The following is a 22,383-nucleotide window of genomic DNA, read 5'->3' as shown; positions in this document are numbered from 1 at the left end:
TAAAATCMTTTGTAAATMAAACCTTGATATCGGTTTGTTATTTTGCTGATAAGTTTTTATTTTCTGTTCTAAAGCCCAATTATAGACAAATCTACATGCACCAAAATTTACTTTTATGAATACTTCTTGGTCTTTATCTGGGTAGATTCGGTACTTGTAGGCTTTTAACATACGATAGATTATACGTTTTAAGGATATCTATAGGTTTTGTTAAACTTCCTATTATGAAGTTGACGGCTTTCATCCCCCACCTGTCGGCTGATGCCTCCGAGGAAGGGGACTTCCCGCCTCAAAGTTCATTTCAACTTTTCGCCATTATCCTTTCTTTGAATAATTTTTATTTTTTCCTTGAGTGATTTCGTATTCTCAATGAGTTATGTAATTTTAATATGTTATTTAATATATTATTTTAGTCGAGTTATTCTATTTTTTAATCGTTCCCGGATTGTTTACTTTTCTCCTTTTTTCGTAACTCTTGAATATTCTCGTTTATCAGTTCTTCAGGTACTCCAGACTCCTGGCTCTTGAACCTTAATGCTAAAGGTACTCAAGCCTCTATTCGCCTTATTTTAAAAAAAAAGGTGAGAAACAGAAGAAAAATCAAAGAAGGGTCAGATAAAAACTTGAAAAAGTAATTTAAAACAAAACTTGAAAAACGGAATCTAAAGAAACCTGAAAAAATGTAGTCAAAAATTGAAAAAAAACTTACTCAAAAAGAAAAAAATAGTGCAGGAATGCACAAAACATGTTTATTATGTCAATTATTATGTCAAAAAGGATGGGATAATTCCGGAAGCCCGGAATTTAAATGATTTCCGCAACCTTAAAAACGACAATTGCACCAAAGCAGAAAAGCAAAGGCAGAATTGACATATTAAAGGAACTGTCAAGGGACCTGTTCCAGTGCTCGGAAGCCGAAAGGACCTCCTTTAAAGAAAGGAGGGAAATCAGCCCGACAACTACCGCAGCACCGTACTGAGGAAGCCCGGGACTAGTAACCATAGAAATTGCACTTGAAGAAATTGCACTCGATGAAACTATACTTAACAGCATAAAGATACCTCCCATAAATAATTAATTTGTCTCACTCAAGATTTTGTGAAATTATTCATATAGAAAGACACCATATTATAAAAAAGTTTCCCGAAATATTAAACGATTAAGATATGATATTGATTAGAATACTATCATGGAATTGCAGTTTGTAAATATTACAAATAGAGAGGAATAAAGAGAATAATCAATATCATGTTAAGCTCCATGAGTGTAAAAACAGGAACATCGAAGCAAGGAGCAGTTAGGGATCTGAAAGAATAATTTAAGAAAATGATATAAACATTTAATAACATTACTGAACCATTTGAGAAAAAAATAAGAGGAAGTGAAACAGAGAAACATTAGCGATCTGAACCCAAAAAGATTAGTATGTTAGTCGAAATCGGGATATGCTATAAAAAACATAATCAAAATATAAAAATCTAAAATTAATTTGAAAAGAATTTAGTTTACTATCGATAAAAGTTTATATGACATTCACAGTAAAAGACTACATAATATCTTTCTTCAGCATTATTATAAAAGTTTAATTTTGCGACATAGGTCAAAAAAATTTAAATACTTACATAATAAAAATAATGAGCATATCCTGGTTTGAAAGGAGTCGTTCCCGTGAAAAGATCCATTCATCTCCATAAAAGGCGAAAAGAACATGCCTTTATAATCACCTCCCTTTCGGTTCTGATTCTGGCTCTACTGACAATTTCACCTGCAGCTGCAGCAGTTAGCAGCTGGGATTTATCCCCTGAAAAACCGGTTCTTGGAGATACCCTTCGCATTAAAGGAAGTGCATCTCCGGAAGAGGAAATCGAAGTACAGGTAACTTTTGAAAAGGAAGCCCCGGTGTCCGGAGGGGAGTACGAGTACATATTAGAAGGCGTGAAAATCCCTGAAGGATTCAACAATCGCTTTACGGTCCGGGCTACCGGAGCCAGCGACCTCAATGTAAGGGTAAAAATGCTAATCTGGGTGACTAAAAGTTCAGAAGCTTCCGGGGGCATTGCAACTGTAACACAGTCAAGTGTCCCTCCTGGAACCTACCAGATAAAGATGGACGGAGATGCCACAGGGGGAACTTCAACTGTAAACCTGAGAATTACCGCTGTTCAGCAAATAAAAGCGGATTCAGATGGAGATTTCAGTTATTCCTATAATACTAAAGCCGTTCCTCCCGGAGACTTTGAAATAAGTGTTGGAGGCGTCAAGAAAAAAGTAACCCTTGAACAGGGGAAAACTTCAGCTTCAGCCTCCGGTTCTTCTTCGCAGGGAATAGAGCCCGAAACCATAGAAGAGACTGAGGAAACAGAAGAGACTGAGAAAACAGAAGAGACTGAAGCCGTATTAAATCCGGAACAGATCCCTGAAAACGGAAATGAAACACCTGTTTTAGAGATAGAAAATGAGGGGCATGAAAATGATGAAGATGCAGGGCTACCTGTGGATATAGCCTATATGATGGGAGGAATGGGGTTAGCAATTCTACTCGTTATTATGTATTCTAAAAGAAAATGAAGAAAAAAATAATAGTTTCAGCCAGACAGCATGTAACAAACACTACATCCTGAAACTGATTAATCTAAAAGATTCAATGGGGAAAATGGAGGTATGTAAATTGAGAAAAAGTTTATTAATACTCATATTAACAGTGTTTATATTAACCTCTGCACCAGCAATGGCAGGAGGTGGAAAAACAGACGTGAACCCTGTTGGCGCTATAAATTTCACCGACAGAGTGGTTTACGCCCTTGACCATACCAGCAATCCTGATGAAGGGAACTGGATTACAATAGGATGCCCCTATGAAGGGAGAAGGGTTGAGGTTCCTCGGCCAATAAAACTCACATATTCAGGCCCGAAATACAAGAAATATGGAGGAGCTTCCGGGACCCTGTACAAAGATGAAGATGAAAGTTACACCATAACTTACCCATCAACTTCCCGCTACTGCACCCACCCCGTATACCTGCCCGGGGAAAACGTGAATATGTCTTTTTATGGGGAGTCCTGTCTGGAAGGAAAGGTGGAAATATACCTATTCAAAGTAAGTTCAGGCTATGCATATGGACTCTTTGATGCCTTTAAAGCCGGGGACATAGGGAACCTGGGCAACCTCTTCCACAGCAACATGGAGAAAGGGGATTATAAAAAATATTCTAACGTACCCCTTGGAAATAACGGTGACTTATTAGATTTTGACTTTGGACCCCAGGATGCAGGTGAGTACTGCATAGTCATGATACAGGAAAATGAGGACGGAAGCCTGACAGTCCTTTCTGCAACCGCCTTTGTTGTTACTGAATATGAACTGAATGTCGATGCTCCTTTATGCATAGTAAAAGGAGAAGACCTGGACATAAGCATGAACCTTGAGGGTGCCCCAGAAGAGATTGACTATACCTATGGAGCTGTACTGATCAGAGAAAAGGCATATAAAGCTAACATAGAAATCAATTCCGACGGCACAAAGAATGGGACTTCAGTTATAGTAAATGAAATGGATATCATTGATGAGTTTGACATTAACTCCTCAAATTACAGGTCAAAACTCACCAGAAACGAACTCCAGACAGAAATCCAGACACTTATAGGAGAGGGAAAGGGAGCCATAGCAATAGGCGAAGCCGGCTATAATGACCTTTCACTTACCGCATTTGATCTTCCCGTAGGCTGCTACTACCTTCTTGTTGGCGCATATAGCCCTGAAAAAGGTCTTGTGGGCCTTACCCAGCTGGAGGTCGAGATTAAAACAAAAGGAAGTTCAAACAGTAACGATAAAAAAGAAAAAGAAAAATCTGAGCCCTCGAAAAATGTCAAAATAAAAGATCTCTGCCAGCAGTTTGTTTCAAATGGGAAACGAATAAAATTTGATTTCTCAAATGGAGCTACCTCTATTGGCTATGTGGAGTTTACCTCCAAAAAGACTGCAGGCACTATAACAGCTACTATTGAGGAACTGAAAGGAAAATCCTCATTTGCTTCCACTGATCCTGAAGGCGAGGTATACAGACACCTTAATATCCGGGTTGGAGATGGTGAATTTGCAAATTCAAAGAACATTGAAAACGCTATTGTGGGCTTCAGAGTAAGTAAGGAATGGATAACTGAAAACCATATTAATATGGATACAATAACCTTGCAGCACTACAGCGGAGATCAATGGGACTCTCTTGAAACGGAAAAAGTAGGCGAAGATAATAAATATATCTATTTCGAAGCCGAAACTCCGAGCTTTTCCCCATTTGCAATTACAGCCGGCAAGAATATCCTTGAAATTGGAGAAAAAACAGAAGGAAATAATGGCCAGTTAACTCCAAATGCAGGGCAGCAAGATAGTTCTGAATTAGTTATGGAATCTGAGATGCCTTCTAAAGAAAAAGGAAATTCGGGATTAAAAATTGCCAGTTTCTTTATAGGTTTCCTTGTAATCATCGCGATAGGAACAATTATAAAGAAAAAAGCAGACCCGAATAATGAAGACAAAGGTTCTGAAAAATAAGGAAAAACAGGAGATATGATTTCTCCTGTTTAAATTTCATTTTTGAGACTCATCTGCGTTTAATACTGATTTTTTTAAGGAAGAATACCATTTATACTTAAATAAGACTTTTTAATCCCTGTTCCAGCTCTATCTCGCCTTTCCACCAGCCTGCAATTTTTGAGACATCTGCCTTTGAGTCCCTGACATCTCCTGCCCTTGATTCGGCGTGTACGATCCTGCTTGAGGAGCCGGTCAGTTTAATAATGTTCTCTGCAAGCTCCAGAACTGTTAAGCTTTTTCCCATAGCCACATTGAAGACCTGACCATCCCCGTGCTCGAGAGCTGCTGCGTTTGCCTTAACAACATCTCTTACATGAACAAAGTCCCGGCTCTGAAGTCCGTCACCGTAAATAACAAGATCTTTACCTGCCTTTGCCCTTTCCAAAAAAATGGGAATTACGGCTGCGTACGGAGATTTCGGGTCCTGGCGTGGGCCGTATACATTGAAGTAACGCAGGCAGGTAGTCCGAAGTCCGTAATCTTCATAAAACATTCTTGCCAGGTATTCTCCGTCAAGTTTGGAGATTGCGTAAGGTGAAGCAGGCTCGGGATACATACCCTCACTTTTAGGAAGTGCAGGATTATTTCCATAAATCGCAGCTGAGGATGCGGTAACAAATTTTTCGACTCCTGCCCTGACACATGCCTGCAATACATTAAGCGTTCCAAGGGTGTTTATCCGGAAAGCCTCAACCGGTTTTTCACAGCTGAGAGGTACTGATACGAGGGCAGCTTCATTGAAAACGTAGTCCATACCCGAGACCGCCTTTTCAACCGAAGAGGGATCACAGATATCCCCCTGAATGAATTCGACATTTCTGTGCTGAGGGATATTTCGAGAAAAACCGGTAGTGAAATTGTCAAGGATCCTTACACTATTTCCTGATTCTGCAAAATACTCAGCTATATGGGAGCCTATAAAACCTGCTCCTCCTGTAATCAGCACTTTCATGTTTCGAGAAAAGGAAAAGATACAAAATAAAATTATCTATGCAGGCTTGAAAGTTTTCAATTCGGACTACAATATTTACGAAGATGGGGGAAATAGACATTAGGTATAAAGTCACATCAGAAGGGAAAAATTTTTCATTCAAAGAAACCTTATGAATACAGGGGAATTAAAAAATTGGGAAATTTAGGAAATTTAGGAAATTTAGGAAATTTGGGAAATTTGGGAAATTTGGGAAATCTGAGTCTTCAAGATAGACCGGAAACTGATCAGTAAAGTACAGTTAGCCGTAGCTTGAGGAGGTTGGATATTTGTCAGGAGAGACATATTCAAAGGATAATACTCTAAAGAATATTACTCTAAAGAATATTACTCTAAAGAACATTACTCTAAAGAATATTACTCTAAAGAATAATGCTTCAAAGAATAATGCTTTAAAGAATTTACTTCAAAGAGCGGGTTACCTGTCGGTTTATTAAGTCAATTTACTTGGCCAAGTAATTTATTAAAAAAAGTAAAAGTAATCAGATGGAATAAAAATATTTAAAAAGATTGAGATGTATTAAGAACAGGAATTTACTCAGCGAATATTCCTTTTAGATTCTCCATTAGTCTGCAGTAGCGATGTTTTAAGATAGAATGCTGGCTGAATAAAATGAAAAAGCGCAGGGCAGGCATAAAATAGAGACAATGAAGCGTATTAATAAATGCAAAAAGATAGAATTGTAGAAGATTGAAAAAGATAGAGCCATAGAAGATTGGCGGAAAGCCTACATAAGTATAAATTGTAGAAAGAGAGAATACTAAATATTTTCGCAGTGATAAAAATGGCTGGAAACAGACAATTTCCTCTTGATTTGCTACTTGTGGCAGGTCTTGTAATCCTTACGGATATCTTCGTACTTGTGCCCGTACTCAGCGGAAGCTTTCTGCGCACTGCCCTTGGACTTCTTCTGGTTCTATTCTTACCAGGATATGCCCTGACAGGAGCTCTCCTACCTGCAAAAAAAGATATGGATGGAATTGAGAGAGCCCTGCTTTCCCTGGGGTTAAGCATCGCCGTAGTCCCACTGATGGGACTTGGAATGAACTACACTGACTGGGGAATCAGAGAAGTTCCAGTACTCATAGGTCTTTCTGTTTTTACTCTTCTCATGTGTGGGGCGGCATATTACAGAAGAATCAAGTTGCCTGAAGCTGAGGCTTTTAAAATCTCGATCGGAACCACTATATCTACTCTGAAAGCAGAGTTTCTGGAAGAAACGGGGTCAAGAGCCGACAAAGCCCTTGCAGTGTTACTGGTAATGTCTATCCTTGCCTCTATTGGAAGCCTTGCTTATGTCATAGGAAATCCCAGAGACGGAGAAGCGTTCACCGAGTTTTATATCCTGGGACCTGACAGAACGGCTGAGAATTACTCCACAGAATATACACCGGGAGGCAGTGGAACGGTTGTTGTAGGAATTACAAACCATGAGCGCAGGACTGTGGATTACACAATGGAAGTCAGGCTTGAAAATCGTTCCCTGCCTCTTCCGGAAGACCAGAAATATATCAGCCTTGACCATAACGTGACCTGGGAAGAACCGGTTACTATTACTCCACCTGTTGAGGGAAAGAATATGAAACTGGAATTTCTGCTTTTTAATGAAACTGAAAAAAGTGTACCTTACAGGAACGTGCATCTCTGGATTAATGTCACGAAGGAGAGCTGAACATGGCATCTCCGGACTATCCATCTTCAGAGCTGGACGCAGGAACGATTTCTTTGCCGGAGCTTGGGAAAATGTTTAAAGTGCAGACCGACGAAAAAACCGGATTATTAAAAAAGATATTCTCTGCAGGAGCTCCTGTTATTGCTATTGCTTTTGCCGAACTGTTAATATTCAGCGGAAGAATAAATGAAGCCGCAGTAGCCTATACACTGCTTCTTATCATCCTTTCATTTTCAATAATAATCTCAAAAAAACTGGAGATACGCAAAATTCACCAGGCATTCATACTCCTCCCTATCCTTCGCCTGGTAAACCTTTCAATGCCTATCTTCTTTGAATCAAACCTCTACTCTTTCTTATTCATTTATGTACCCATGGCAATTCCGGCAACTATTATATCCGTTCATCAGGAAATTCCGGGAGAGAAAAAAGCGGATTTACTCAAGAAAATGAAGGTTTATCTGCCCTTTTCTATCCTTGCAGGCCTGGTCTTAGCAGAGGCGGAGTATTTATTCATCCGGACCAGCCCTCTTATCCCTGATCTTTCGCCTGTTAATCTGCTGCAGCTTACAATTATAATGATTTTTGTGGTTGGCTTTGTAGAAGAATTTATCTTCAGAGGAATTATCCAGACAAGACTCGAAGAATTCTTAGGACCTGCAGGAGGTATCCTGCTTGCAAGCCTCTTATTCGGGATAATGCACTCAAGTTACGGCACCCCTTACGAGATTGCATATACTTTTCTTGCAGGAGGTATACTCGGGTACCTGTTTTACAGAACAAAAAGCCTCTCCCTCGTAGTAATGATTCACGGTTTTATAAACGTATTTTTATTCGGGTTAATTCCACACCTGGGCCCGGGACTGGGACTGATATAAGCTGTTGGAAAAGAATAAAGGGAACCACATATAGCAGGAATATAAATTAGCTAAGTTGGTTGAAATTAAAAATACGGAAGAAAAACTATGAGGCATATAATGCTCAAACCGAGCAACGCAGGACAGAAGACCCTGTTTTGTTTACTTATTATGATAATCCTGTTTTTCGGGACTACAGCCACTCCTGTCGCTGCAAGCGTGACAGGCTGGGAAGTAAAACCTGAGAACCCGAAAATCGGGGATACTCTCATAATCAGCGGACTTGCCTCGCCTGAAGAAGAGGTGGAGGTTTCGGTTTCCTTTAAAAAAACAGTGCCTGTATACCTGAGAGAGTACACCTACGAGTTCGAAGACATTGAAATTCTTAATTTTAATAATCTTATTACAGTAAGAGCAGAAGGTGTAGAAAGCCTTAAAGTAAAAATGAAAATGGTCCTCTCAAAAACTGAGAGCGCCTGGGCAGAGGACGGGGTAGCTACCGTGACCCATTCCGGGGTTTCTCCGGGAAAATATAGAGTCAGAGTAGATGGCATGGCAGAAAATGGAGCTTCAGGTGTTAACCTGAAAGTCACAACAATTCAAAAGCTAAACGCCGGAAAAGACGGAAAATTTAGCTACCGGCACAGCACAGAATCGGTTCCTTCAGGAAAACTTGAAATTAAATTGGGGAATTCGGAAAGGGAAATCATCTTTGACGGAAAAGGAAACGCCCCTGTCCTGCAGGCTTCTTCGGATTCTTATCAGGTCCAGACATCCGGAGAGCCCGGTGAGAGAAAAACTTCCAAATCAATGACACTTGCAGGCAAAAGTTCCACAGACTCGGAAATAGCAGACAGAGAGAATGAAGAAAGACGCAGCATTTACCTGACTGAAAGTTCATGGGACGAAGAAACGACTGCAACTGCCGGAGAAGTTCCTTCAAAAGAATCAGCAGAAGGGCAGGAAATTCAGGAGCATGTGAATCAGGCCATCAATTTCTCCTATTTGCCTGCCGGAATCCTGGCAGGGTTCGGGATTTTACTGGCGGTTAGGAGGAAAAAGTAAACAGTACTACTTTCGTTATTCTCCGTGTCCCGTAGAGTATATAAGTGTGGCTCTCTTTAAAGGAAGTCGAAAGTTCTTTATTAACGGGATTTCAGGACATTTCGGAGAAAGGTTTATGGAAAGGCGCTCAAGCCGCTTCTGGGAAATTGATTGCCTGCGGGGTTTTGCCGTAATTTTAATGCTTGCATACCATTTCCTTTACGACCTTGATTTTTTCGGGCTTGCCGATATTGAATTAAGGTCCGGTACTTTTCTTTATATTGGCAGAGGTGCAGCTTTTCTTTTCATCCTTATATCCGGAGCCGCTCTTTCTATAAGTCGTTCAAGGACTCTTGATAACGAAAGATCAGGAAAGCCTGCGGGAAATTTCTCAAAATACCTTAAAAGAGGGCTGAGACTTTTTTCGATGGGACTTGTAATCACAGGAATAACCTGGATTTTCTTTCCGGGACAGTATGTTCTCTTTGGAATCCTGCATTTTTTCGGAGTTTCGGCAGTGTTTGCCTACCCTTTCCTGAAGTTCGGAAAGGAAAACCTGCTCTTCGGCCTGCTTTTTGGCATCATAGGATTCTATCTCAAAGACAGGACTTTCGGGTTTTCGGCTCTTCTCTGGCTGGGCTTCAGGCCCGAAGGCTTCACAACCCTTGACTACTTTCCTCTATTCCCCTGGTTTGGAGTACTTCTTACAGGAATCTTCCTTGGAAACTCTCTTTATAAAGGTGGGAATAGGCAGTTTAAAATTCCTGAAGCCGATAACTTCTTGCTTGAGAAACCCTTTTCTATGGTCGGGAAACATTCCCTGTTCATATATTTTATCCACCAGCCTCTCTTTCTCGGGCTTTTGCTCCTGAGCGGGCTCCTTGACCCGGGGACGCTGTAAAAATATTTCAGAATAAAATTAAATATTTGAGCAACTTTTCAAGATACCTGAAGCCTCAGGGATAATGACAACGGGAAAATATTATTAATAATAGAGAAATAATGCCCGGAAACAAAGATCAAATCAACCAAAGCGCTATTATACTACGTGACTGTTTGTACTATATGACCGTTTATACTACATCACTAATTATATTACACGGTTGATTACTCTACAAAAAACTGCTTTTTCGTCTGCTTTTTTGGCTCAAGGAGAATTGACAGAAAGAACTAAACCGGCTGGTTTTATATATGATATGGAGTACCTGATTTTGCATCATAATCCTGTATTAATATTGCTCATCCGTAACTACCCGGCGATAATATTATTCACATAAACGACAATATTTTCACATTTAATATTATCGTCCTATCGCAAACTGAGAGATTATTGTGACACGGATCTCTCAATGGCTCCTAATGGTTCCTGAAATTCATCAAATAGCTCCTGAAAATTCATCAGCGCGATTTACCCGATGGAAAACTCCTGATATCAGCCTGTAAAGGAGCGGAAAGTGCAGAAACTAAAAAATTGGAGAAAAAATGTATCTGGAAATTGCAATGCTTGCCTATTTTGTAGTCCTCTTCCTGACAATTCGGGATATCCGGATTTTTAAAAGGACAGGCTATCTTTCCTACAGGAAAGGCGCCCTCAGAGGGCTTGCAGCCTCTTCTCTGGTCCTTTTAGGAGCAATTAGTGTTGAGGCAAAACCGGAAATTGGTCTGCTTATTGTATTATTCGGACTTGTAATTAACCGTAAAGGGATAAGAGAGCCTGTTTTTACAAGTGCAGGAACACTTGACCGCTTCCTTGGAAAAACGGACTATAGAAAGAGTAACAGATTAAGAAGAAATGACGAAAAGGCAGAAGTGAGCAGAAAATAAAAGATAAAAAGCGGTAAACAGAATCAAACATGAGAAGGATTAAAAGGGAACAAACAGAAAAAAACATTTACAGAAAAAGCAGGAGCGTTCCCCAAAAATATTTTTTTCACCCCAAAACTTATAAATCTCAAGTTACCTATTAGTCGACAAAATCAGTATAGTCAAATTTTTGAATCCAGTTTCCGCTAAATCATTAATCGGAGATAGAAGAAAACCCATTTTATGGAACTGCTTCTTTTTCCGGCTTCACGTTAACCGCTTCACGTTAACCAGAATTCACAGGGAAACATGGTTAGACAAACCGCAAAAACTTGAATAACTGGAATAAAAAAACAAAAAACCAAGAGGAGATACGATGGGAAATATAAGACAGACAAATATCAAAAGAACTGCATTCAGCCTTCTTGAAAACTACGGAGAAGTTTTTACAAAGGACTTTGAGACCAACAAACTTCTTGTGACAAAGTATACAACCATTGAAAGCAAAGTAATCAGAAACAGGGTTGCAGGCTACGTCACAAGAAAAGTTGCACGCATGAAAATTTACTGAACAAGCACGCAGGACAATTTAACTGAATGAGTTTGCTGAATAGATAAAGAACTTATTTCCGGGAAACAGGCAGGGATATCTATATGTTTGAAGGAGCAATGCCTGCCCTGATCACTCCTTTTACGAAAGACGACAGGATTGACAGGGAAGGTCTACGAAGGAATATAGCGTTTGTTGAAGAGGGGGGGGTTTCAGGGATAGTGCCCTGCGGCACAACCGGAGAATCGGCGACCCTTTCCGCAGTGGAGCATGAAGAAGTAATCGATATTGCAGTAGAGTGCTCAAAGGTTCCTGTGATCGCAGGGACAGGTTCGAACAACACAGGGGAAGCCCTCCAGTTCACAAAACATGCCGCAGATGCGGGTGTTGATGGCGTACTTCTCATCTCTCCCTATTACAATAAGCCTAATCCTGCAGGCCTGCTTGCGCACTTCAAGAAAATTGCAGAGGCTGTGGATATCCCTATGATCCTTTACAATGTCCCGTCCCGGACAGGACAAGACATGCCTGTAGATGTCATCACCGAACTTGCGAAGGTAGATAACATCGCGGGAATCAAGGAAGCCAGCGGGAACGCCGCCAAAGTTTCTCAGATCCTTGAGCAGACTATAGATGATGACTTCGTGGTTCTCTCAGGCGAGGACGGGCTGACTCTTCCGATCATTTCTATGGGAGGCAGAGGAGTCATTTCGGTCGCTGCAAATGTTGTGCCTGACAAAATGTCGGAAATGGTAAATGCAGCTCTCAAAGGAGATTACGAAACTGCAAGAAAGATCCATTTTGAAATAGCCCCTCTGATCCGTGCCCTTTTCCTTGAGACAAACCCGATTCCGGTTAAGAAAGCTGCAGAACTTATCGGGCTTGCAAGCGGGCACCTGAGGCTTCCACTCGCTCCCATTAGCGATGCCAATCAGTCAAAGCTTGTAAATGAACTCAGGAAACTGGGGGTAATGGAATGATCAACGCAGCGGTACTCGGAGCCTGCGGCAGGATGGGCTCCTTAATCATAGAAAACATCACCTGCTCAACAAACATGCAGCTGGTTGCCGCTTTCGACATAGGCAATGTCGGAAAGGATGCAGGAGAACTTGCCCATGTTGGCACCCTGGGGATCCAGATCTCAGATGTTAAAGACCTCGAAACAGTCCTTAAAAAGACTCAGGCTGATGTCCTTATTGATTTTACTGCAGCCGGTGCAACCATTGTAAACGCCCCTATCGCAGCCAGGTGCGGAGTGAACCTCATCATAGGCACTACAGGCCTCACTCCAGAACAGCGGACAGTAATTGATGAAGCTATTCAGAAAAACCAGGTACGTGCAGTTATATCTCCTAACTATTCAGTAGGCGTTAATGTATTCTTCAAAATAATAAGAGAAGCTGCAAAGTACCTTTCAGATTACGATATTGAGATTATCGAAGCTCACCACAACCAGAAAAAAGATGCTCCAAGCGGGACTGCCCTCCGTGCAGCTGATGTGATCAGCGAAGCTCTGGGTGGCAAAGAGTACGTATACGGAAGGGAAGGTATCGCACCCCGCGGGAAAGAGATCGGCATTCACGCAGTGCGCGGTGGGGACATCACCGGAGACCACACAGTGCTCTTCGTAGGAAACTCCGAAAGGATTGAGATCCATCACATGGCTCACTCCCGCCAGATCTTTGCCAAAGGCGCAGTCCGTGCAGCTGAATGGGTCTGCGGTCAGAATCCTGGGATTTACTCCATGGATGATGTGCTGGGGTTGTAAGAGAAAGTTAAAAGTTATAAAACAAGGTCGGTTTCTGAAACAATTCAAACCGGCCTCTATTCTAGCCTCAACCGGCATTAACATTTATTTTTTTCTTCTGACTTTTTTCTAGTTTTTCCTGGCTTCTTTGAGCTATCTCGAGTATGTCGCACCTTTACTCATAAATTATTTTAATGTCAACCATAGCGAAAACTATAAATTATATTAAACAGGAAATAGGAGGGTGCTTGCTTGCAGGTATTCGACCCCTGAAGTCTGAAAACACCATATCATCCCACAATACAGATGCGGTTACCTGCTTGCAAGCAAATTATCATATAAGACCACCACCCAGGAATGCAGGCTCCTAAAAAGCAGAAGCTGAAAAACGGACTCTCATGAACCAAACGGAGCCCTGCAAATCCAGAAAACTTTTTTTTCTAAAGATAGACCTGAAAGAGATCTTAACAGCTATTTCTCCTTAAACAGTCGTCTCGCCTATGAGAAGAGGTTGGCCTTTCGCATACTCAGAGTAGAGTTCTACTTCAACAGTATTCCAGGGCTGGATATTTGTCGGGTAAGTTTCCGTAAACTTGTTGTCAAGTGTAAATTTGAATGTATAATCCACAATCTCAAACCCTGACACGCGAAATCTGAAGGGTTTGACATGATAGACTTCCTCTCCTGCGGAAAGTTTGTATGTTTCATCGAGCACGGAGCTGTTTTTCGAATCATAGATTTCTATCCTGAGTTCGTGAACCCCAACATCGTGGTTTTGAACGTGGAAAAGAGGAGTAGGGGGTCCGGCTATGAGATAGGGGACGACTACAAACAGCAGCATGAATATCATTACCAGAAATGAAATTCCGAGCATTAAACTTCTTCGAAAACTTCTCATAAAGATTTCACCTGATCTTAATTCTTGAATCTCAACTTACATTGAGCAGCTTCAACATTCTTCCGGCTCTACGGTTTCACCCTCACTGACTGATTTATATGGCCTGATTTAGTGAGTTATCACTGTCTGGAAAACGCAATCCCCGAACTCAGGTTTTCAATTCTGTCCGCAACAACAACATTTCCCTGTATTCCAAGCTTTTTTCCTCGATACCATTTTCTTCGAATAAGAAGCCTATCCTCAGCTGAAACGAGGCAAAGGCCATGGTAAAATACAACCACTATTTTTCCTTCGTGTTCAATAGAGAAAACGCTCTCGTATTTGCTTTCAATGCTTCCAAAAACAAAAATAAAAGGTATACCGAGAAAAAAGAAGGACGTTCATAGATTCTGGAATCAACAACTGTCTTTGCTTCAATTCCGAATGTCTCAACCTCATCTTTTCTTTTTTCTTCATTTTTGGATTTAGAATCCAAAGGATCCACTATCAGTGTGGAAAGCAGAAAGACACCACTGATTACTGCAAAACCTAGCATCCAATTATTTACCAGCAGAAAGACAAGGAAAGAGGTGACAGACGTAATCCCTATAATCAGAAAAATTTTTTCTGTTTTATTCAAGTTCCTACCCCTTTTCAGATCCTGAAGAAATCAGTCCCTGTCGATGCAGAAGTTTTCTTCCTTGCCGTGAAGGAACATGCCAAGAATTTCTGTCTTGCAGCCATTCCTGCATCCCGGGACAAGGACTATTATTTTTTCAACAGGCTCGTAAATCTTTATTTTTCTGCCCCTCTGGCTCCATTTTACCTCCGAAACCCGAATCATGTCCACCTTTATGAGAGAATCAAGGTTGTATTTGAGGGTGCTTAAGCCAAGCCCGAGCTTTTCTGCAAGTTCACCTGCTGACATATCCTTGCTTTCCAGAAGCTGGAGGATTTTTATTGAATTTACATTAGAGAGAGCCTGCACTAGTTTTCGGGAATCTTCCGAAAGAAACAGGATTTCTAAGTTTTTTTCTGAATAATCCTCATTCAGCATATCAAATCTCATTTTATCCTCGGCTTCTACTCTTTATAATTTAAGTATATTATTTATTTTTATAATATCCAATTGATATTAGTGTTTGAAAATCAATTCTAACTTCTTTCAATATATCTTTTATGGCCAGATCATCAAACAATCATACAAAAACTCCAATATTCCTGCAAGTGAGTAAAAATCTTCAAGACAAAAAACTTAAAAAGTTCAGGATATAGAAAGCTATAAATAGTCAACATCGAGATGTTTACATATGTTCCTTCCGGAAGGTGAAAAACAGTTTGAATTCTGGGTCCTGCGTCGAAACGGACTCCCGAATATCAATATCTCAAAGCATTTTGGAGTCTCCAGGCAGGCAGTCTCACGAGCCCTCCTGAGTATGGATAAACGCATCGAAGGAACTCTGCTTGAGATGGCCAGGGCAAACAGAATAGAAGTAGAGAAACTGGACTCAAAGAAAGGAATTCTCTTCGGGAGATCCATTCCTTTCAAGACCAGCGCAATAATCTTTGTCTCGATAAAACACGGAATGCAGGTCTGGTACGAACATGAAGGAGAATGCGGGTCTTGCGAAAGGTACAGGGAATGTATCGAACTCCTTTGGGACTTTGCAGAAGAAATGCAGCTCAAACTCAAGAGTGCAGAAGACCCCACAAAAATAGCTGATGAATTATTTGGAAAATTGAAAGAAATGGTGGAACAGGCCTGACTTAAGGCAGGTGAAACTGAAGGAAGGGTAAACGATGGATGTGTTCACAGAGAGTATAAGGAAACTGATGGGATGGTGTCCTAATGCTAAAGCACATGAAACCAAGCATTCCATCTGCCCTGAATATTTAGAGACTGATAACCAATCAAAGGGAAGAGATGCAGGAAATATCCCTATTTTACCCTCTGGATGGTGGAACAAACGCCGTAACAGGTCATTAATAGTTTCCTCCGTGCTCACAATCTTTTCCATATATTGGGTTGCATTCCAAGGAGAATCTCTCAAAAATGAAGCTTTTATACACGGGTTAATTTTCGGAATTATTTGTAACCTGCTCTTTTGTATCTGGAACTGGAGTTATCTGGACGACATAAAGAACTCAAGCAGAAAAATAAAAATTATAACTGTATCGTCGAAATGGAGAGTTATAAATTTAATACTATCCCTGGGGTTACTGTATCTCTTATTTTCAAAATTTAACTGGGGATTCGTTTTATTTTTAATCTCTGCTTTTTGTTTGATAGCTTTGCTGTACTACTTTAATTTTAATTCAGCTCCCCTAGTGTTTCTTCTTTACTTCGATTCATTCAACATGGCAGTTATGGCGTTTATATTTGGCACTTGTTTGACAGCTTTTCTGTATTACCTTACGGATGCATACTGGGAGAAGAAAAATCATATGAAAATTTACATAATATTTGAAAATAGCTTCTAAAAGATGTATGCTATTGGGGAAAAGGAGGAAAAATGTGAACTTGAATACTGAATATATAAAAAAACTGATGGGATGGTGTCCTAATGCTAAAGCACTTGAAACCAAGCATTCCATCTGCCCTGAATATTTGGAAGCTGATAACCAATCCAGGGGAAGAGATGAAGGAAATTCTCCGGTTTCATCTCCCGGCTGGTGGAACAAACGCCATAACAGGTTATTAATAGTGTCCTCTGTGCTTACCATCTTTTCCATATATTGGATTGGATTTCAGGGAGAATATTTCAGAAATGAAGCTTTCATACCGGGGTTAATTATCGGAATTATTTTTAACCCGCTTCTTTGTATCTGGAATTGGCGTTTTCTGGATAAAATTAAAAACTCTAACAAAAAAGTTCAGATGAAAAATAAATTGATAACTATGGCTGGAATACTGGGCCTGACATCACTGCTCATAAATTCTTCATCGCTAGGATGGAAGTTCGTATTAACTTTCAGTTTAACTTGTGCTTCCGGCTTTTGTTTGACAGCTTTTCTGTATTATCTCACAGATGTATACTGGGAAAAGAGGAATAAAAAAATCATTATTCTGGAAGGGTATTACACACCAGAGATCTACATTGTAAATAAGGGAGCGGAGTAACGACCATGACCCTGGAATACATAAAAAAACTAATGGGATGGTGTCCAAATGCAAAAAAGCTTGAAGCCGTAAATCAAAATAGCTTTTCTAATTTTGAAGCATATGACCAATCGGGAAAAGAAAAATCAAACGTTTCGAAGGCTTCAGACAAGCATTCCAGACTTGATATCCAGCTCTTCCTGTTACCATTTTTCTTTACTCCTATTTATATAAACCTATTCCAAAAAGGTATAAATACGGAAGCTTTCCTTCTTGGCCTTTCACTTTCTTTGCCGATCTATCTGCTCGGCTGGAAAAAGCAGATGCATCAATACGATACCGCGAAAGAGAAACCTGTAATTCACCCTTCCTTTAGAAAGACATTAGCCTGTGTGGTCTTATTCCTATTTTTGGGTTTTACTTTGCTTCTGGCTTTCTTGCCTTATATCTCGTCTCATGTAGCTTATCTTCTTAAATATCAGACACTGGACTCTTTTGTTTCAGGAACTCTGATTCTAATGTGGGGTTTCTATTTCCAGCTAATTTACTGGGAGAAGAGGAACCATATGAAAATGTATATAAGAAGAGAAAAGGGACAGCAAAAGCTGTATGTCCTTGGAGAAAAGGGGGGAGAACTATGAGCCGGGAATCCAGATACATAAAAAAGCTTATGGGATGGTGCCTCTATGCAAAAACATTCGAAACCGGATCTCGAATTAGCCCCGCTAATTTTGAAGCATATGATCAGTCTGGAGGAGAAAAAGCCAGAAATCCTAGGGCTCTGAGCCGATTCTCCAGGCTCTTTTCCAGATTTGACGTCAGAATTCTTCTACCAACACTATTCTTTACTTTTTATCTTATAAATTTACTATCCCAAAAGGGTATAAACTCAGAGGCTTTCCTTCTAGGCCTTTCACTTTCTTTACTTACCTATTTGCTCGGCTGGAAAAAGCAGATGAATAAGTACGATACCCTGGCAAAAAAACCTGCTGTTGTTTCTTCCTTTAAAAAAACATTCATCTGGGTTCTCTCAGTCATAATTTTGGGCTTGATTTTGTTTATGGTTTTACTGTATTATCTGTCTCACACGGTCCATTTCCCTAATGCTCAGTCAATGTATTCATTTATTGCAGGGGCTTTGATCCTGATGTGGGAAAGTTATCTTCAGCTCATTTACTGGGAATGGAAAAACCAAATGAAAATTTATGTAAAAAGTGAGAAGGGGTTCCAGAAAATGTATGCACTTGGAGAAAAGGAGGCGAAACTGTGAACCTGAATACTGAATACATAAAAAAACTGATGGGATGGTGCCCGAATGCCGGAGCAGCTGAAGCCAGACGGAATGTTAGTTTTGAGAATTTTGATTCTGATATTCCGGAAAGAGCAGAGGGAGAAAACGAAGACCTGAAAAATCCCGGATGGCTACGGAAAACAAGTACTTATATTCTCCTGATTAACACTTTTTTTGCACTTGCATATTTTCTGGTAATCAATCAGCTAGGTATAAATCTAGCTCTGGGTATAAATCTGATCCTTTTACCGACCGGATTTTTCATTGCCCTGTTTTTAGTTATATTTGACTGGAAGGCTCAAATGCAGAGATATGACGCTCTAATAAAACATCCAGTAATTGAATATTCAGATAAGAAAAAACTGTATTACATACTTGCATCTGCATTTTTTATTTTGATATATCATCTTTATTTTAAAGGCCAGGAACTTGCTCTGCAATTAATGTTTTCGTTTGTGGGAGGTCTCCTGATCGGCATGTGGCTTAGCTACTTCCAGCTAATATATTGGGAGAAAAAGAACCACAAAACGATTTATTTCGACGAAAGCCACGGGCTGTGGAAGGAATCATACATAATTCGGGAGAGAAAATAAATGCCCGATAGGACTTTTGATTTTGGCCAGATTAAAAAGCTTATGGGCTGGTGCCCGAATGCCAGATCATCTGAAGTCAGACAGCATGTTAACCTTGAGATTTTTGATTCCGATGTCCCGGAAAGAGCAGAGGGAGAAAATGATGATCTGAAAAATCCGGGCTGGTTTCGGAAAGTGAGTACTCAAATTCTTCTGGTTGATATCTTTTTTACGCTCGCGTATATTCTGATAATTAATCAGCTGGGCTTAAATCTGATCTTTTTATTCATCGGATTTTTCGTTGCTCTGTTTTTTATCATATTTGACTGGAAAGCTCAAATGCAAAGATATGATAATCTAATAAAACAACCAGTGACCGATCAATCTGATAAGAAAATACTGTATTTCATACTTTATGCGTCTGTATATATTGCGCTATTTTACCTTGATATGAAAGGCTGGGAACTAGCTCTGCAAGCAATGGTTTCATTCTTCGGAGGTTTCCTGCTTATCATGTGGCTTGTATATTTCCAGCTACTTTACTGGGAAAAAAAGAATCATAAAATGATTTATTCCGGCAAGAGGTACGGGATATGGAAAAGATCGCATATTATCAGGGAGAGGAAATAAATGCCTGCCAAAGCTATTGCCTTTGACCGGATCAAGAAACTGATGGGATGGTGCCCGGCTTGCAGGAAAATGGCATTAAAAACAAAATATCCCTGTAAATTTTCAAATACGTCTCCTGTTTCCGGAAAAGCGGAAAATCGCCCGGAGTTCCAAACTTCAAATGTGATTTTTCCTGCAAATACAACTCTTGTTTTTGTACTTTTTTATACATGTTTCAGCCTGCTTCTTAGGTATCCGGAAGACATTACATTCTTCCTGGTAGGTATCTTCCTGCTTAACATTTGCTACTACTTTCTATATCTCAAAACTCTCGAGGCATCAGTTCTGGTAGACAGATTCGGAGTACACCTGCATGCCTTCAGACTAAAAAAACTTGGAATTCCTTATGAAGAGATTGAAAGTGTGACTTCGCACAAGCTTGAAAAGCGTTCAAAGAAAATATCCCTGCTTCTAGTAATTGGAGAAATTGCCCTTTGTGGATTCTTTGTTTACATGGCTGTCGTAAAAGGAGAATGGAAGCCGCTTCTGCTATTGGTCTCAGTATTTCCCTTCCTGTTGTTGGTGGAAAGGAAACAAAAGACTCGATTCGGAGACCTGAATATGCAGCTTTACATCAAGACCAGACACAAAAGATGGTTTGAATGGACTCCTTATTATTCCCTGATCACGGATGAAGCCTCGGCTGCAGAGCTTAAATTAATTATCGAAAGGCATTTGTGAAGGCGTGTGAAATCGCTTTTGAGACATCATTCCGAAAACTGAGGGGGTGATGTCAGATGAAAGACTCACTCCGGAAATCCCCTGAAAAAGCAGAAAACAAACTCATTATTTCAGATTTCTTAAGAGTTGTTGAAAGCCCTTTTCATCCACAACCCTCTGGGTATTGAGCATCTTCTTAAATTCATCGGCACCTTTTTCCCCGCTTTTCCCTTCAAACTTACCCTTCAGCTCCATCGTCGCCCGCAAAAGACCGGCTGCCTCTTCATAGAGGGCTTCTGCTTCTGCCTTTGTAAGTTCCCCGGTTTCAAGCAGCTCTTCATCTGCTTTTGCCTTTTTCTTCAGTTTAGGGATAAGAGCCCTGATTTCGGCAGTTTCTTCCGGACTGAGAAGTTCTTTTTCTCCAAGTTCCCGGACCATGTCGTGCAGCCTGTACTCCTCACCATCTATCTCCACGCTTTCAGGGATTTTCTTTCCTGCCCAGGCAAAATCGCTCCTGAGGCTCCAGAGAAGTTTATTACGCTCCTGATAACCAGGCCATCCTATTTCGGTTTTGTTTGTTTTTTTCTCATCTTTCAGCATAAGTTTTTCCTCAGATCCAGTATACTTTTATGATTTCCCCTCCAGGTCTCATATTCTTTTCTATTCTGGCTCGAAAAACAATCTAAAGAAAGCTTACCTCAAGCCATACTACTGTAGTTTGATTCAGTTAAGGGATCTTTTCTCCCGATATCCGATAATATCAGGATTTGCTCTGTCTCCCATCTCCTTTTCATTTAAAAGGGCTCCAGCCTGGATAAAGTACCAATCTGAACAGAATACTGGTAGACCTCAGTTTATTGTATTTTCAAGCAAGTTAGCTGCTTTTGAATTTTTCTATATACATTTTTTTACTCAATTTTCATTTATCAATATTAATTTTTTATCAATAATTGCAAAATAAGCCAAAGAGTCCAGGGTCCAGTGAGTATACTATTTCTTATCTCGATCTAAAAAACAGCTACATTGTGCCTTTAAGGAGAAAAGAAAACCATTCTTTCCTGGAAACCATATAATTTATTATGAAAATCCATCAAAAACAGAAGCCTTAATTTTATACAGAAAAGTATTAAATATTTAAGATTATAATAGTTGTTAGGGAATTTAGACTAACTGGCAATCGGATAGGGAGCCTGGGGAAGAGGTAGAAGTTATAGACATAATATTTCCTTATCTGAGCCTGTGAAATCTTTTTTCTCTATACATAAAAATGGGAGTGAAAAACTTGAGGTATTTGACTAAAATCTTAGTAATGACAGCTTGCCTGATAGCATTGAGTGGAGTTGCAGCAGCATGCGACTGTGGAACTAACGAATGCAAAAGCCCTGGTTATTGGAAAAACCATCCGGAAGCGTGGCCCGTTCAATGCATAAAAATAGGTAATACAGAGTATACCAAGGCACAGGCAATAGAAACCATGCAAATGCCTGTAAAAGGGGACAAAACTTATACAATGTTCGATGCACTTGTTGCAGCCAAACTGAATGTAGCTAATGGATGCCCATCGTGTCAGATAAAGAATACAATCGCAGATGCAGACCAGTGGATGGGTGCAGTCCCTTACTTTGGTCCGGCTGGCAGTGGTGTAAAGGCAAACAGTGACGCATGGCAGAAGCGTACACAGGTAGGAAAGTGCTCGATTCCATCTGGAGAATATCTGTATCAGAAGCTTGATGCTTATAACAATGGTCTGCTCTAAAAAGAACTGTACTAGTGAAATTTAGTGAGATTAGACTGCAATAAATCATACACATCCTTACCCACCGGCTTCCCGGTGGGTTTCAGGAGAAAAAACGGAACAAAAACTATTTTCCTAACCGGATCCAGGTTCTCCCTCCGGTTACAGGAAATTTTTGTGTTTTTTTCAGGACCTGCACTCCTTTTTTCATGAAAAATCT

Annotated in this window: 27 protein-coding genes; 19 read left to right on the top strand and 8 right to left on the bottom strand. The window is 40.2% G+C overall.

Going from position 1 to position 22,383, the window contains the following annotated elements:
* Together FXV91_RS10800 and FXV91_RS10795 are read right to left on the bottom strand one after the other, a co-directional pair.
* Positions 1 to 171 (bottom strand): helix-turn-helix domain-containing protein (locus FXV91_RS10800; protein WP_229390621.1); only part of this gene is annotated, 171 nt, incomplete at its 3' end.
* Between the two features lie 633 nt (positions 172 to 804).
* Positions 805 to 1,053 (bottom strand): hypothetical protein, encoded by a 249-nt coding sequence (locus FXV91_RS10795; RefSeq protein ID WP_229390612.1) that lies wholly within the window; start codon positions 1,051 to 1,053, stop codon positions 805 to 807.
* Between the two features lie 615 nt (positions 1,054 to 1,668).
* On the opposite strand from FXV91_RS10795, the gene FXV91_RS10790 reads away from it, so the two are divergent.
* Complete coding sequence (locus tag FXV91_RS10790; protein WP_229390611.1) at positions 1,669 to 2,568, top strand: hypothetical protein; 900 nt, start codon at positions 1,669 to 1,671, stop codon at positions 2,566 to 2,568.
* Between the two features lie 133 nt (positions 2,569 to 2,701).
* Positions 2,702 to 4,552: a TIGR04279 domain-containing protein gene (locus FXV91_RS10785; RefSeq protein WP_229390610.1), complete on the top strand. Its 1,851-nt coding sequence runs from the start codon at positions 2,702 to 2,704 to the stop codon at positions 4,550 to 4,552.
* 97 nt (positions 4,553 to 4,649) lie between these two features.
* On the opposite strand, the gene FXV91_RS10780 is transcribed toward FXV91_RS10785, so the two are convergent.
* On the bottom strand, positions 4,650 to 5,546 hold the full coding sequence (locus FXV91_RS10780; RefSeq protein WP_229390609.1) for an SDR family NAD(P)-dependent oxidoreductase: 897 nt from the start codon (positions 5,544 to 5,546) through the stop codon (positions 4,650 to 4,652).
* An 824-nt stretch (positions 5,547 to 6,370) separates the two neighbouring features.
* Here FXV91_RS10780 and FXV91_RS10775 point away from each other — a divergent pair.
* From FXV91_RS10775 to dapB, 8 genes are all read left to right on the top strand, one after another.
* Complete coding sequence (locus tag FXV91_RS10775) at positions 6,371 to 7,258, top strand: DUF1616 domain-containing protein (RefSeq protein WP_229390608.1); 888 nt, start codon at positions 6,371 to 6,373, stop codon at positions 7,256 to 7,258.
* 2 nt (positions 7,259 to 7,260) lie between these two features.
* Positions 7,261 to 8,136 (top strand): type II CAAX endopeptidase family protein, encoded by an 876-nt coding sequence (locus tag FXV91_RS10770; protein ID WP_229390607.1) that lies wholly within the window; start codon positions 7,261 to 7,263, stop codon positions 8,134 to 8,136.
* Positions 8,137 to 8,223: 87 nt separating this feature from the next.
* Positions 8,224 to 9,180: a hypothetical protein gene (locus FXV91_RS10765; protein ID WP_229390606.1), complete on the top strand. Its 957-nt coding sequence runs from the start codon at positions 8,224 to 8,226 to the stop codon at positions 9,178 to 9,180.
* Positions 9,181 to 9,295: 115 nt separating this feature from the next.
* The gene (locus FXV91_RS10760) at positions 9,296 to 10,060 is read left to right on the top strand and encodes a heparan-alpha-glucosaminide N-acetyltransferase (protein ID WP_229390605.1); all 765 of its coding nucleotides are present in this window, start codon (positions 9,296 to 9,298) and stop codon (positions 10,058 to 10,060) included.
* A gap of 581 nt (positions 10,061 to 10,641) precedes the next feature.
* A complete protein-coding gene (locus FXV91_RS10755; protein WP_229390604.1) occupies positions 10,642 to 10,983 on the top strand; it encodes a hypothetical protein in 342 nt (113 codons plus the stop codon).
* A 355-nt stretch (positions 10,984 to 11,338) separates the two neighbouring features.
* Positions 11,339 to 11,533, top strand: a complete 195-nt coding sequence (locus FXV91_RS10750; protein ID WP_229390603.1) for a 30S ribosomal protein S17e — start codon at positions 11,339 to 11,341, stop codon at positions 11,531 to 11,533.
* Positions 11,534 to 11,616: 83 nt separating this feature from the next.
* Complete coding sequence (gene dapA, locus FXV91_RS10745; RefSeq protein WP_229390602.1) at positions 11,617 to 12,492, top strand: 4-hydroxy-tetrahydrodipicolinate synthase; 876 nt, start codon at positions 11,617 to 11,619, stop codon at positions 12,490 to 12,492.
* A complete protein-coding gene (gene dapB / locus FXV91_RS10740) occupies positions 12,489 to 13,280 on the top strand; it encodes a 4-hydroxy-tetrahydrodipicolinate reductase (RefSeq protein WP_229390601.1) in 792 nt (263 codons plus the stop codon). The genes dapA and dapB overlap by 4 nt, the downstream gene beginning before the upstream one ends.
* Before the next feature lie 460 nt (positions 13,281 to 13,740).
* On the opposite strand, the gene FXV91_RS10735 is transcribed toward dapB, so the two are convergent.
* The 4 genes from FXV91_RS10735 to FXV91_RS10720 form a co-directional block, all read right to left on the bottom strand.
* Positions 13,741 to 14,133, bottom strand: coding sequence for a hypothetical protein (locus FXV91_RS10735; RefSeq protein WP_229390600.1), 393 nt, complete (start codon positions 14,131 to 14,133; stop codon positions 13,741 to 13,743).
* Positions 14,134 to 14,276: 143 nt separating this feature from the next.
* On the bottom strand, positions 14,277 to 14,438 hold the full coding sequence (locus tag FXV91_RS10730; RefSeq protein ID WP_229390599.1) for a hypothetical protein: 162 nt from the start codon (positions 14,436 to 14,438) through the stop codon (positions 14,277 to 14,279).
* On the bottom strand, positions 14,438 to 14,776 hold the full coding sequence (locus FXV91_RS10725; RefSeq protein ID WP_229390598.1) for a hypothetical protein: 339 nt from the start codon (positions 14,774 to 14,776) through the stop codon (positions 14,438 to 14,440). The genes FXV91_RS10730 and FXV91_RS10725 overlap by 1 nt, the downstream gene beginning before the upstream one ends.
* A 30-nt stretch (positions 14,777 to 14,806) precedes the next feature.
* Entirely contained in the window at positions 14,807 to 15,205 is a 399-nt protein-coding gene (locus FXV91_RS10720) for a helix-turn-helix domain-containing protein (protein WP_229390597.1), read from the bottom strand.
* 241 nt (positions 15,206 to 15,446) lie between these two features.
* Between FXV91_RS10720 and FXV91_RS10715 the strand changes: the two genes are divergently transcribed.
* Genes FXV91_RS10715 through FXV91_RS10680 form a run of 8 tightly spaced genes read left to right on the top strand, consistent with a single transcriptional unit; the run spans position 15,447 to position 20,449 of the window.
* Positions 15,447 to 15,902: a hypothetical protein gene (locus FXV91_RS10715; RefSeq protein WP_229390596.1), complete on the top strand. Its 456-nt coding sequence runs from the start codon at positions 15,447 to 15,449 to the stop codon at positions 15,900 to 15,902.
* Positions 15,903 to 15,936: 34 nt separating this feature from the next.
* Entirely contained in the window at positions 15,937 to 16,617 is a 681-nt protein-coding gene (locus FXV91_RS10710; RefSeq protein WP_229390595.1) for a DUF1673 domain-containing protein, read from the top strand.
* Positions 16,601 to 17,257 carry a DUF1673 domain-containing protein gene (locus tag FXV91_RS10705; RefSeq protein WP_345945498.1) on the top strand — a complete coding sequence of 219 codons (657 nt, stop codon included), beginning with the start codon at positions 16,601 to 16,603 and terminating at the stop codon, positions 17,255 to 17,257. The genes FXV91_RS10710 and FXV91_RS10705 overlap by 17 nt, the downstream gene beginning before the upstream one ends.
* A gap of 5 nt (positions 17,258 to 17,262) precedes the next feature.
* Positions 17,263 to 17,877 (top strand): DUF1673 domain-containing protein, encoded by a 615-nt coding sequence (locus FXV91_RS10700; RefSeq protein ID WP_229390594.1) that lies wholly within the window; start codon positions 17,263 to 17,265, stop codon positions 17,875 to 17,877.
* Entirely contained in the window at positions 17,874 to 18,506 is a 633-nt protein-coding gene (locus tag FXV91_RS10695) for a DUF1673 domain-containing protein (RefSeq protein WP_229390593.1), read from the top strand. Before FXV91_RS10700 ends, FXV91_RS10695 begins: the two co-directional genes overlap by 4 nt.
* Complete coding sequence (locus tag FXV91_RS10690; RefSeq protein ID WP_229390592.1) at positions 18,503 to 19,120, top strand: DUF1673 domain-containing protein; 618 nt, start codon at positions 18,503 to 18,505, stop codon at positions 19,118 to 19,120. The genes FXV91_RS10695 and FXV91_RS10690 overlap by 4 nt, the downstream gene beginning before the upstream one ends.
* A complete protein-coding gene (locus FXV91_RS10685) occupies positions 19,121 to 19,729 on the top strand; it encodes a DUF1673 domain-containing protein (protein WP_229390591.1) in 609 nt (202 codons plus the stop codon).
* A complete protein-coding gene (locus tag FXV91_RS10680; protein ID WP_229390590.1) occupies positions 19,730 to 20,449 on the top strand; it encodes a DUF1673 family protein in 720 nt (239 codons plus the stop codon).
* Positions 20,450 to 20,554: 105 nt separating this feature from the next.
* Here the strand turns inward: FXV91_RS10680 and FXV91_RS10675 are convergent, their stop codons facing one another.
* On the bottom strand, positions 20,555 to 21,028 hold the full coding sequence (locus FXV91_RS10675; RefSeq protein ID WP_229390589.1) for a DUF5788 family protein: 474 nt from the start codon (positions 21,026 to 21,028) through the stop codon (positions 20,555 to 20,557).
* 709 nt (positions 21,029 to 21,737) lie between these two features.
* On the opposite strand from FXV91_RS10675, the gene FXV91_RS10670 reads away from it, so the two are divergent.
* Complete coding sequence (locus FXV91_RS10670; protein ID WP_229390588.1) at positions 21,738 to 22,184, top strand: hypothetical protein; 447 nt, start codon at positions 21,738 to 21,740, stop codon at positions 22,182 to 22,184.
* Positions 22,185 to 22,383 lie beyond the last annotated feature (199 nt).

This window comes from Methanosarcina sp. DH2 (assembly GCF_020804225.1).
Classification (GTDB): domain Archaea; phylum Halobacteriota; class Methanosarcinia; order Methanosarcinales; family Methanosarcinaceae; genus Methanosarcina.
This window is presented reverse-complemented; position numbering and strand designations above follow the sequence as displayed.

Coding starts and splice junctions, on each gene's coding strand:
- FXV91_RS10775 (WP_229390608.1), top strand. CDS start 6,371: ATGGCTGGAAACAGACAATTTCCTCTTGATTTGCTACTTGTGGCAGGT.
- FXV91_RS10715 (WP_229390596.1), top strand. CDS start 15,447: ATGTTCCTTCCGGAAGGTGAAAAACAGTTTGAATTCTGGGTCCTGCGT.
- FXV91_RS10685 (WP_229390591.1), top strand. CDS start 19,121: ATGCCCGATAGGACTTTTGATTTTGGCCAGATTAAAAAGCTTATGGGC.
- FXV91_RS10755 (WP_229390604.1), top strand. CDS start 10,642: ATGTATCTGGAAATTGCAATGCTTGCCTATTTTGTAGTCCTCTTCCTG.
- FXV91_RS10760 (WP_229390605.1), top strand. CDS start 9,296: ATGGAAAGGCGCTCAAGCCGCTTCTGGGAAATTGATTGCCTGCGGGGT.
- FXV91_RS10735 (WP_229390600.1), bottom strand. CDS start 14,133: ATGCTCGGAATTTCATTTCTGGTAATGATATTCATGCTGCTGTTTGTA.
- FXV91_RS10700 (WP_229390594.1), top strand. CDS start 17,263: ATGACCCTGGAATACATAAAAAAACTAATGGGATGGTGTCCAAATGCA.
- FXV91_RS10770 (WP_229390607.1), top strand. CDS start 7,261: ATGGCATCTCCGGACTATCCATCTTCAGAGCTGGACGCAGGAACGATT.
- FXV91_RS10795 (WP_229390612.1), bottom strand. CDS start 1,053: ATGCTGTTAAGTATAGTTTCATCGAGTGCAATTTCTTCAAGTGCAATT.
- dapA (WP_229390602.1), top strand. CDS start 11,617: ATGTTTGAAGGAGCAATGCCTGCCCTGATCACTCCTTTTACGAAAGAC.
- FXV91_RS10765 (WP_229390606.1), top strand. CDS start 8,224: ATGAGGCATATAATGCTCAAACCGAGCAACGCAGGACAGAAGACCCTG.
- FXV91_RS10670 (WP_229390588.1), top strand. CDS start 21,738: ATGACAGCTTGCCTGATAGCATTGAGTGGAGTTGCAGCAGCATGCGAC.
- FXV91_RS10695 (WP_229390593.1), top strand. CDS start 17,874: ATGAGCCGGGAATCCAGATACATAAAAAAGCTTATGGGATGGTGCCTC.
- FXV91_RS10750 (WP_229390603.1), top strand. CDS start 11,339: ATGGGAAATATAAGACAGACAAATATCAAAAGAACTGCATTCAGCCTT.
- FXV91_RS10720 (WP_229390597.1), bottom strand. CDS start 15,205: ATGAGATTTGATATGCTGAATGAGGATTATTCAGAAAAAAACTTAGAA.
- FXV91_RS10680 (WP_229390590.1), top strand. CDS start 19,730: ATGCCTGCCAAAGCTATTGCCTTTGACCGGATCAAGAAACTGATGGGA.
- FXV91_RS10710 (WP_229390595.1), top strand. CDS start 15,937: ATGGATGTGTTCACAGAGAGTATAAGGAAACTGATGGGATGGTGTCCT.
- FXV91_RS10780 (WP_229390609.1), bottom strand. CDS start 5,546: ATGAAAGTGCTGATTACAGGAGGAGCAGGTTTTATAGGCTCCCATATA.
- dapB (WP_229390601.1), top strand. CDS start 12,489: ATGATCAACGCAGCGGTACTCGGAGCCTGCGGCAGGATGGGCTCCTTA.
- FXV91_RS10675 (WP_229390589.1), bottom strand. CDS start 21,028: ATGCTGAAAGATGAGAAAAAAACAAACAAAACCGAAATAGGATGGCCT.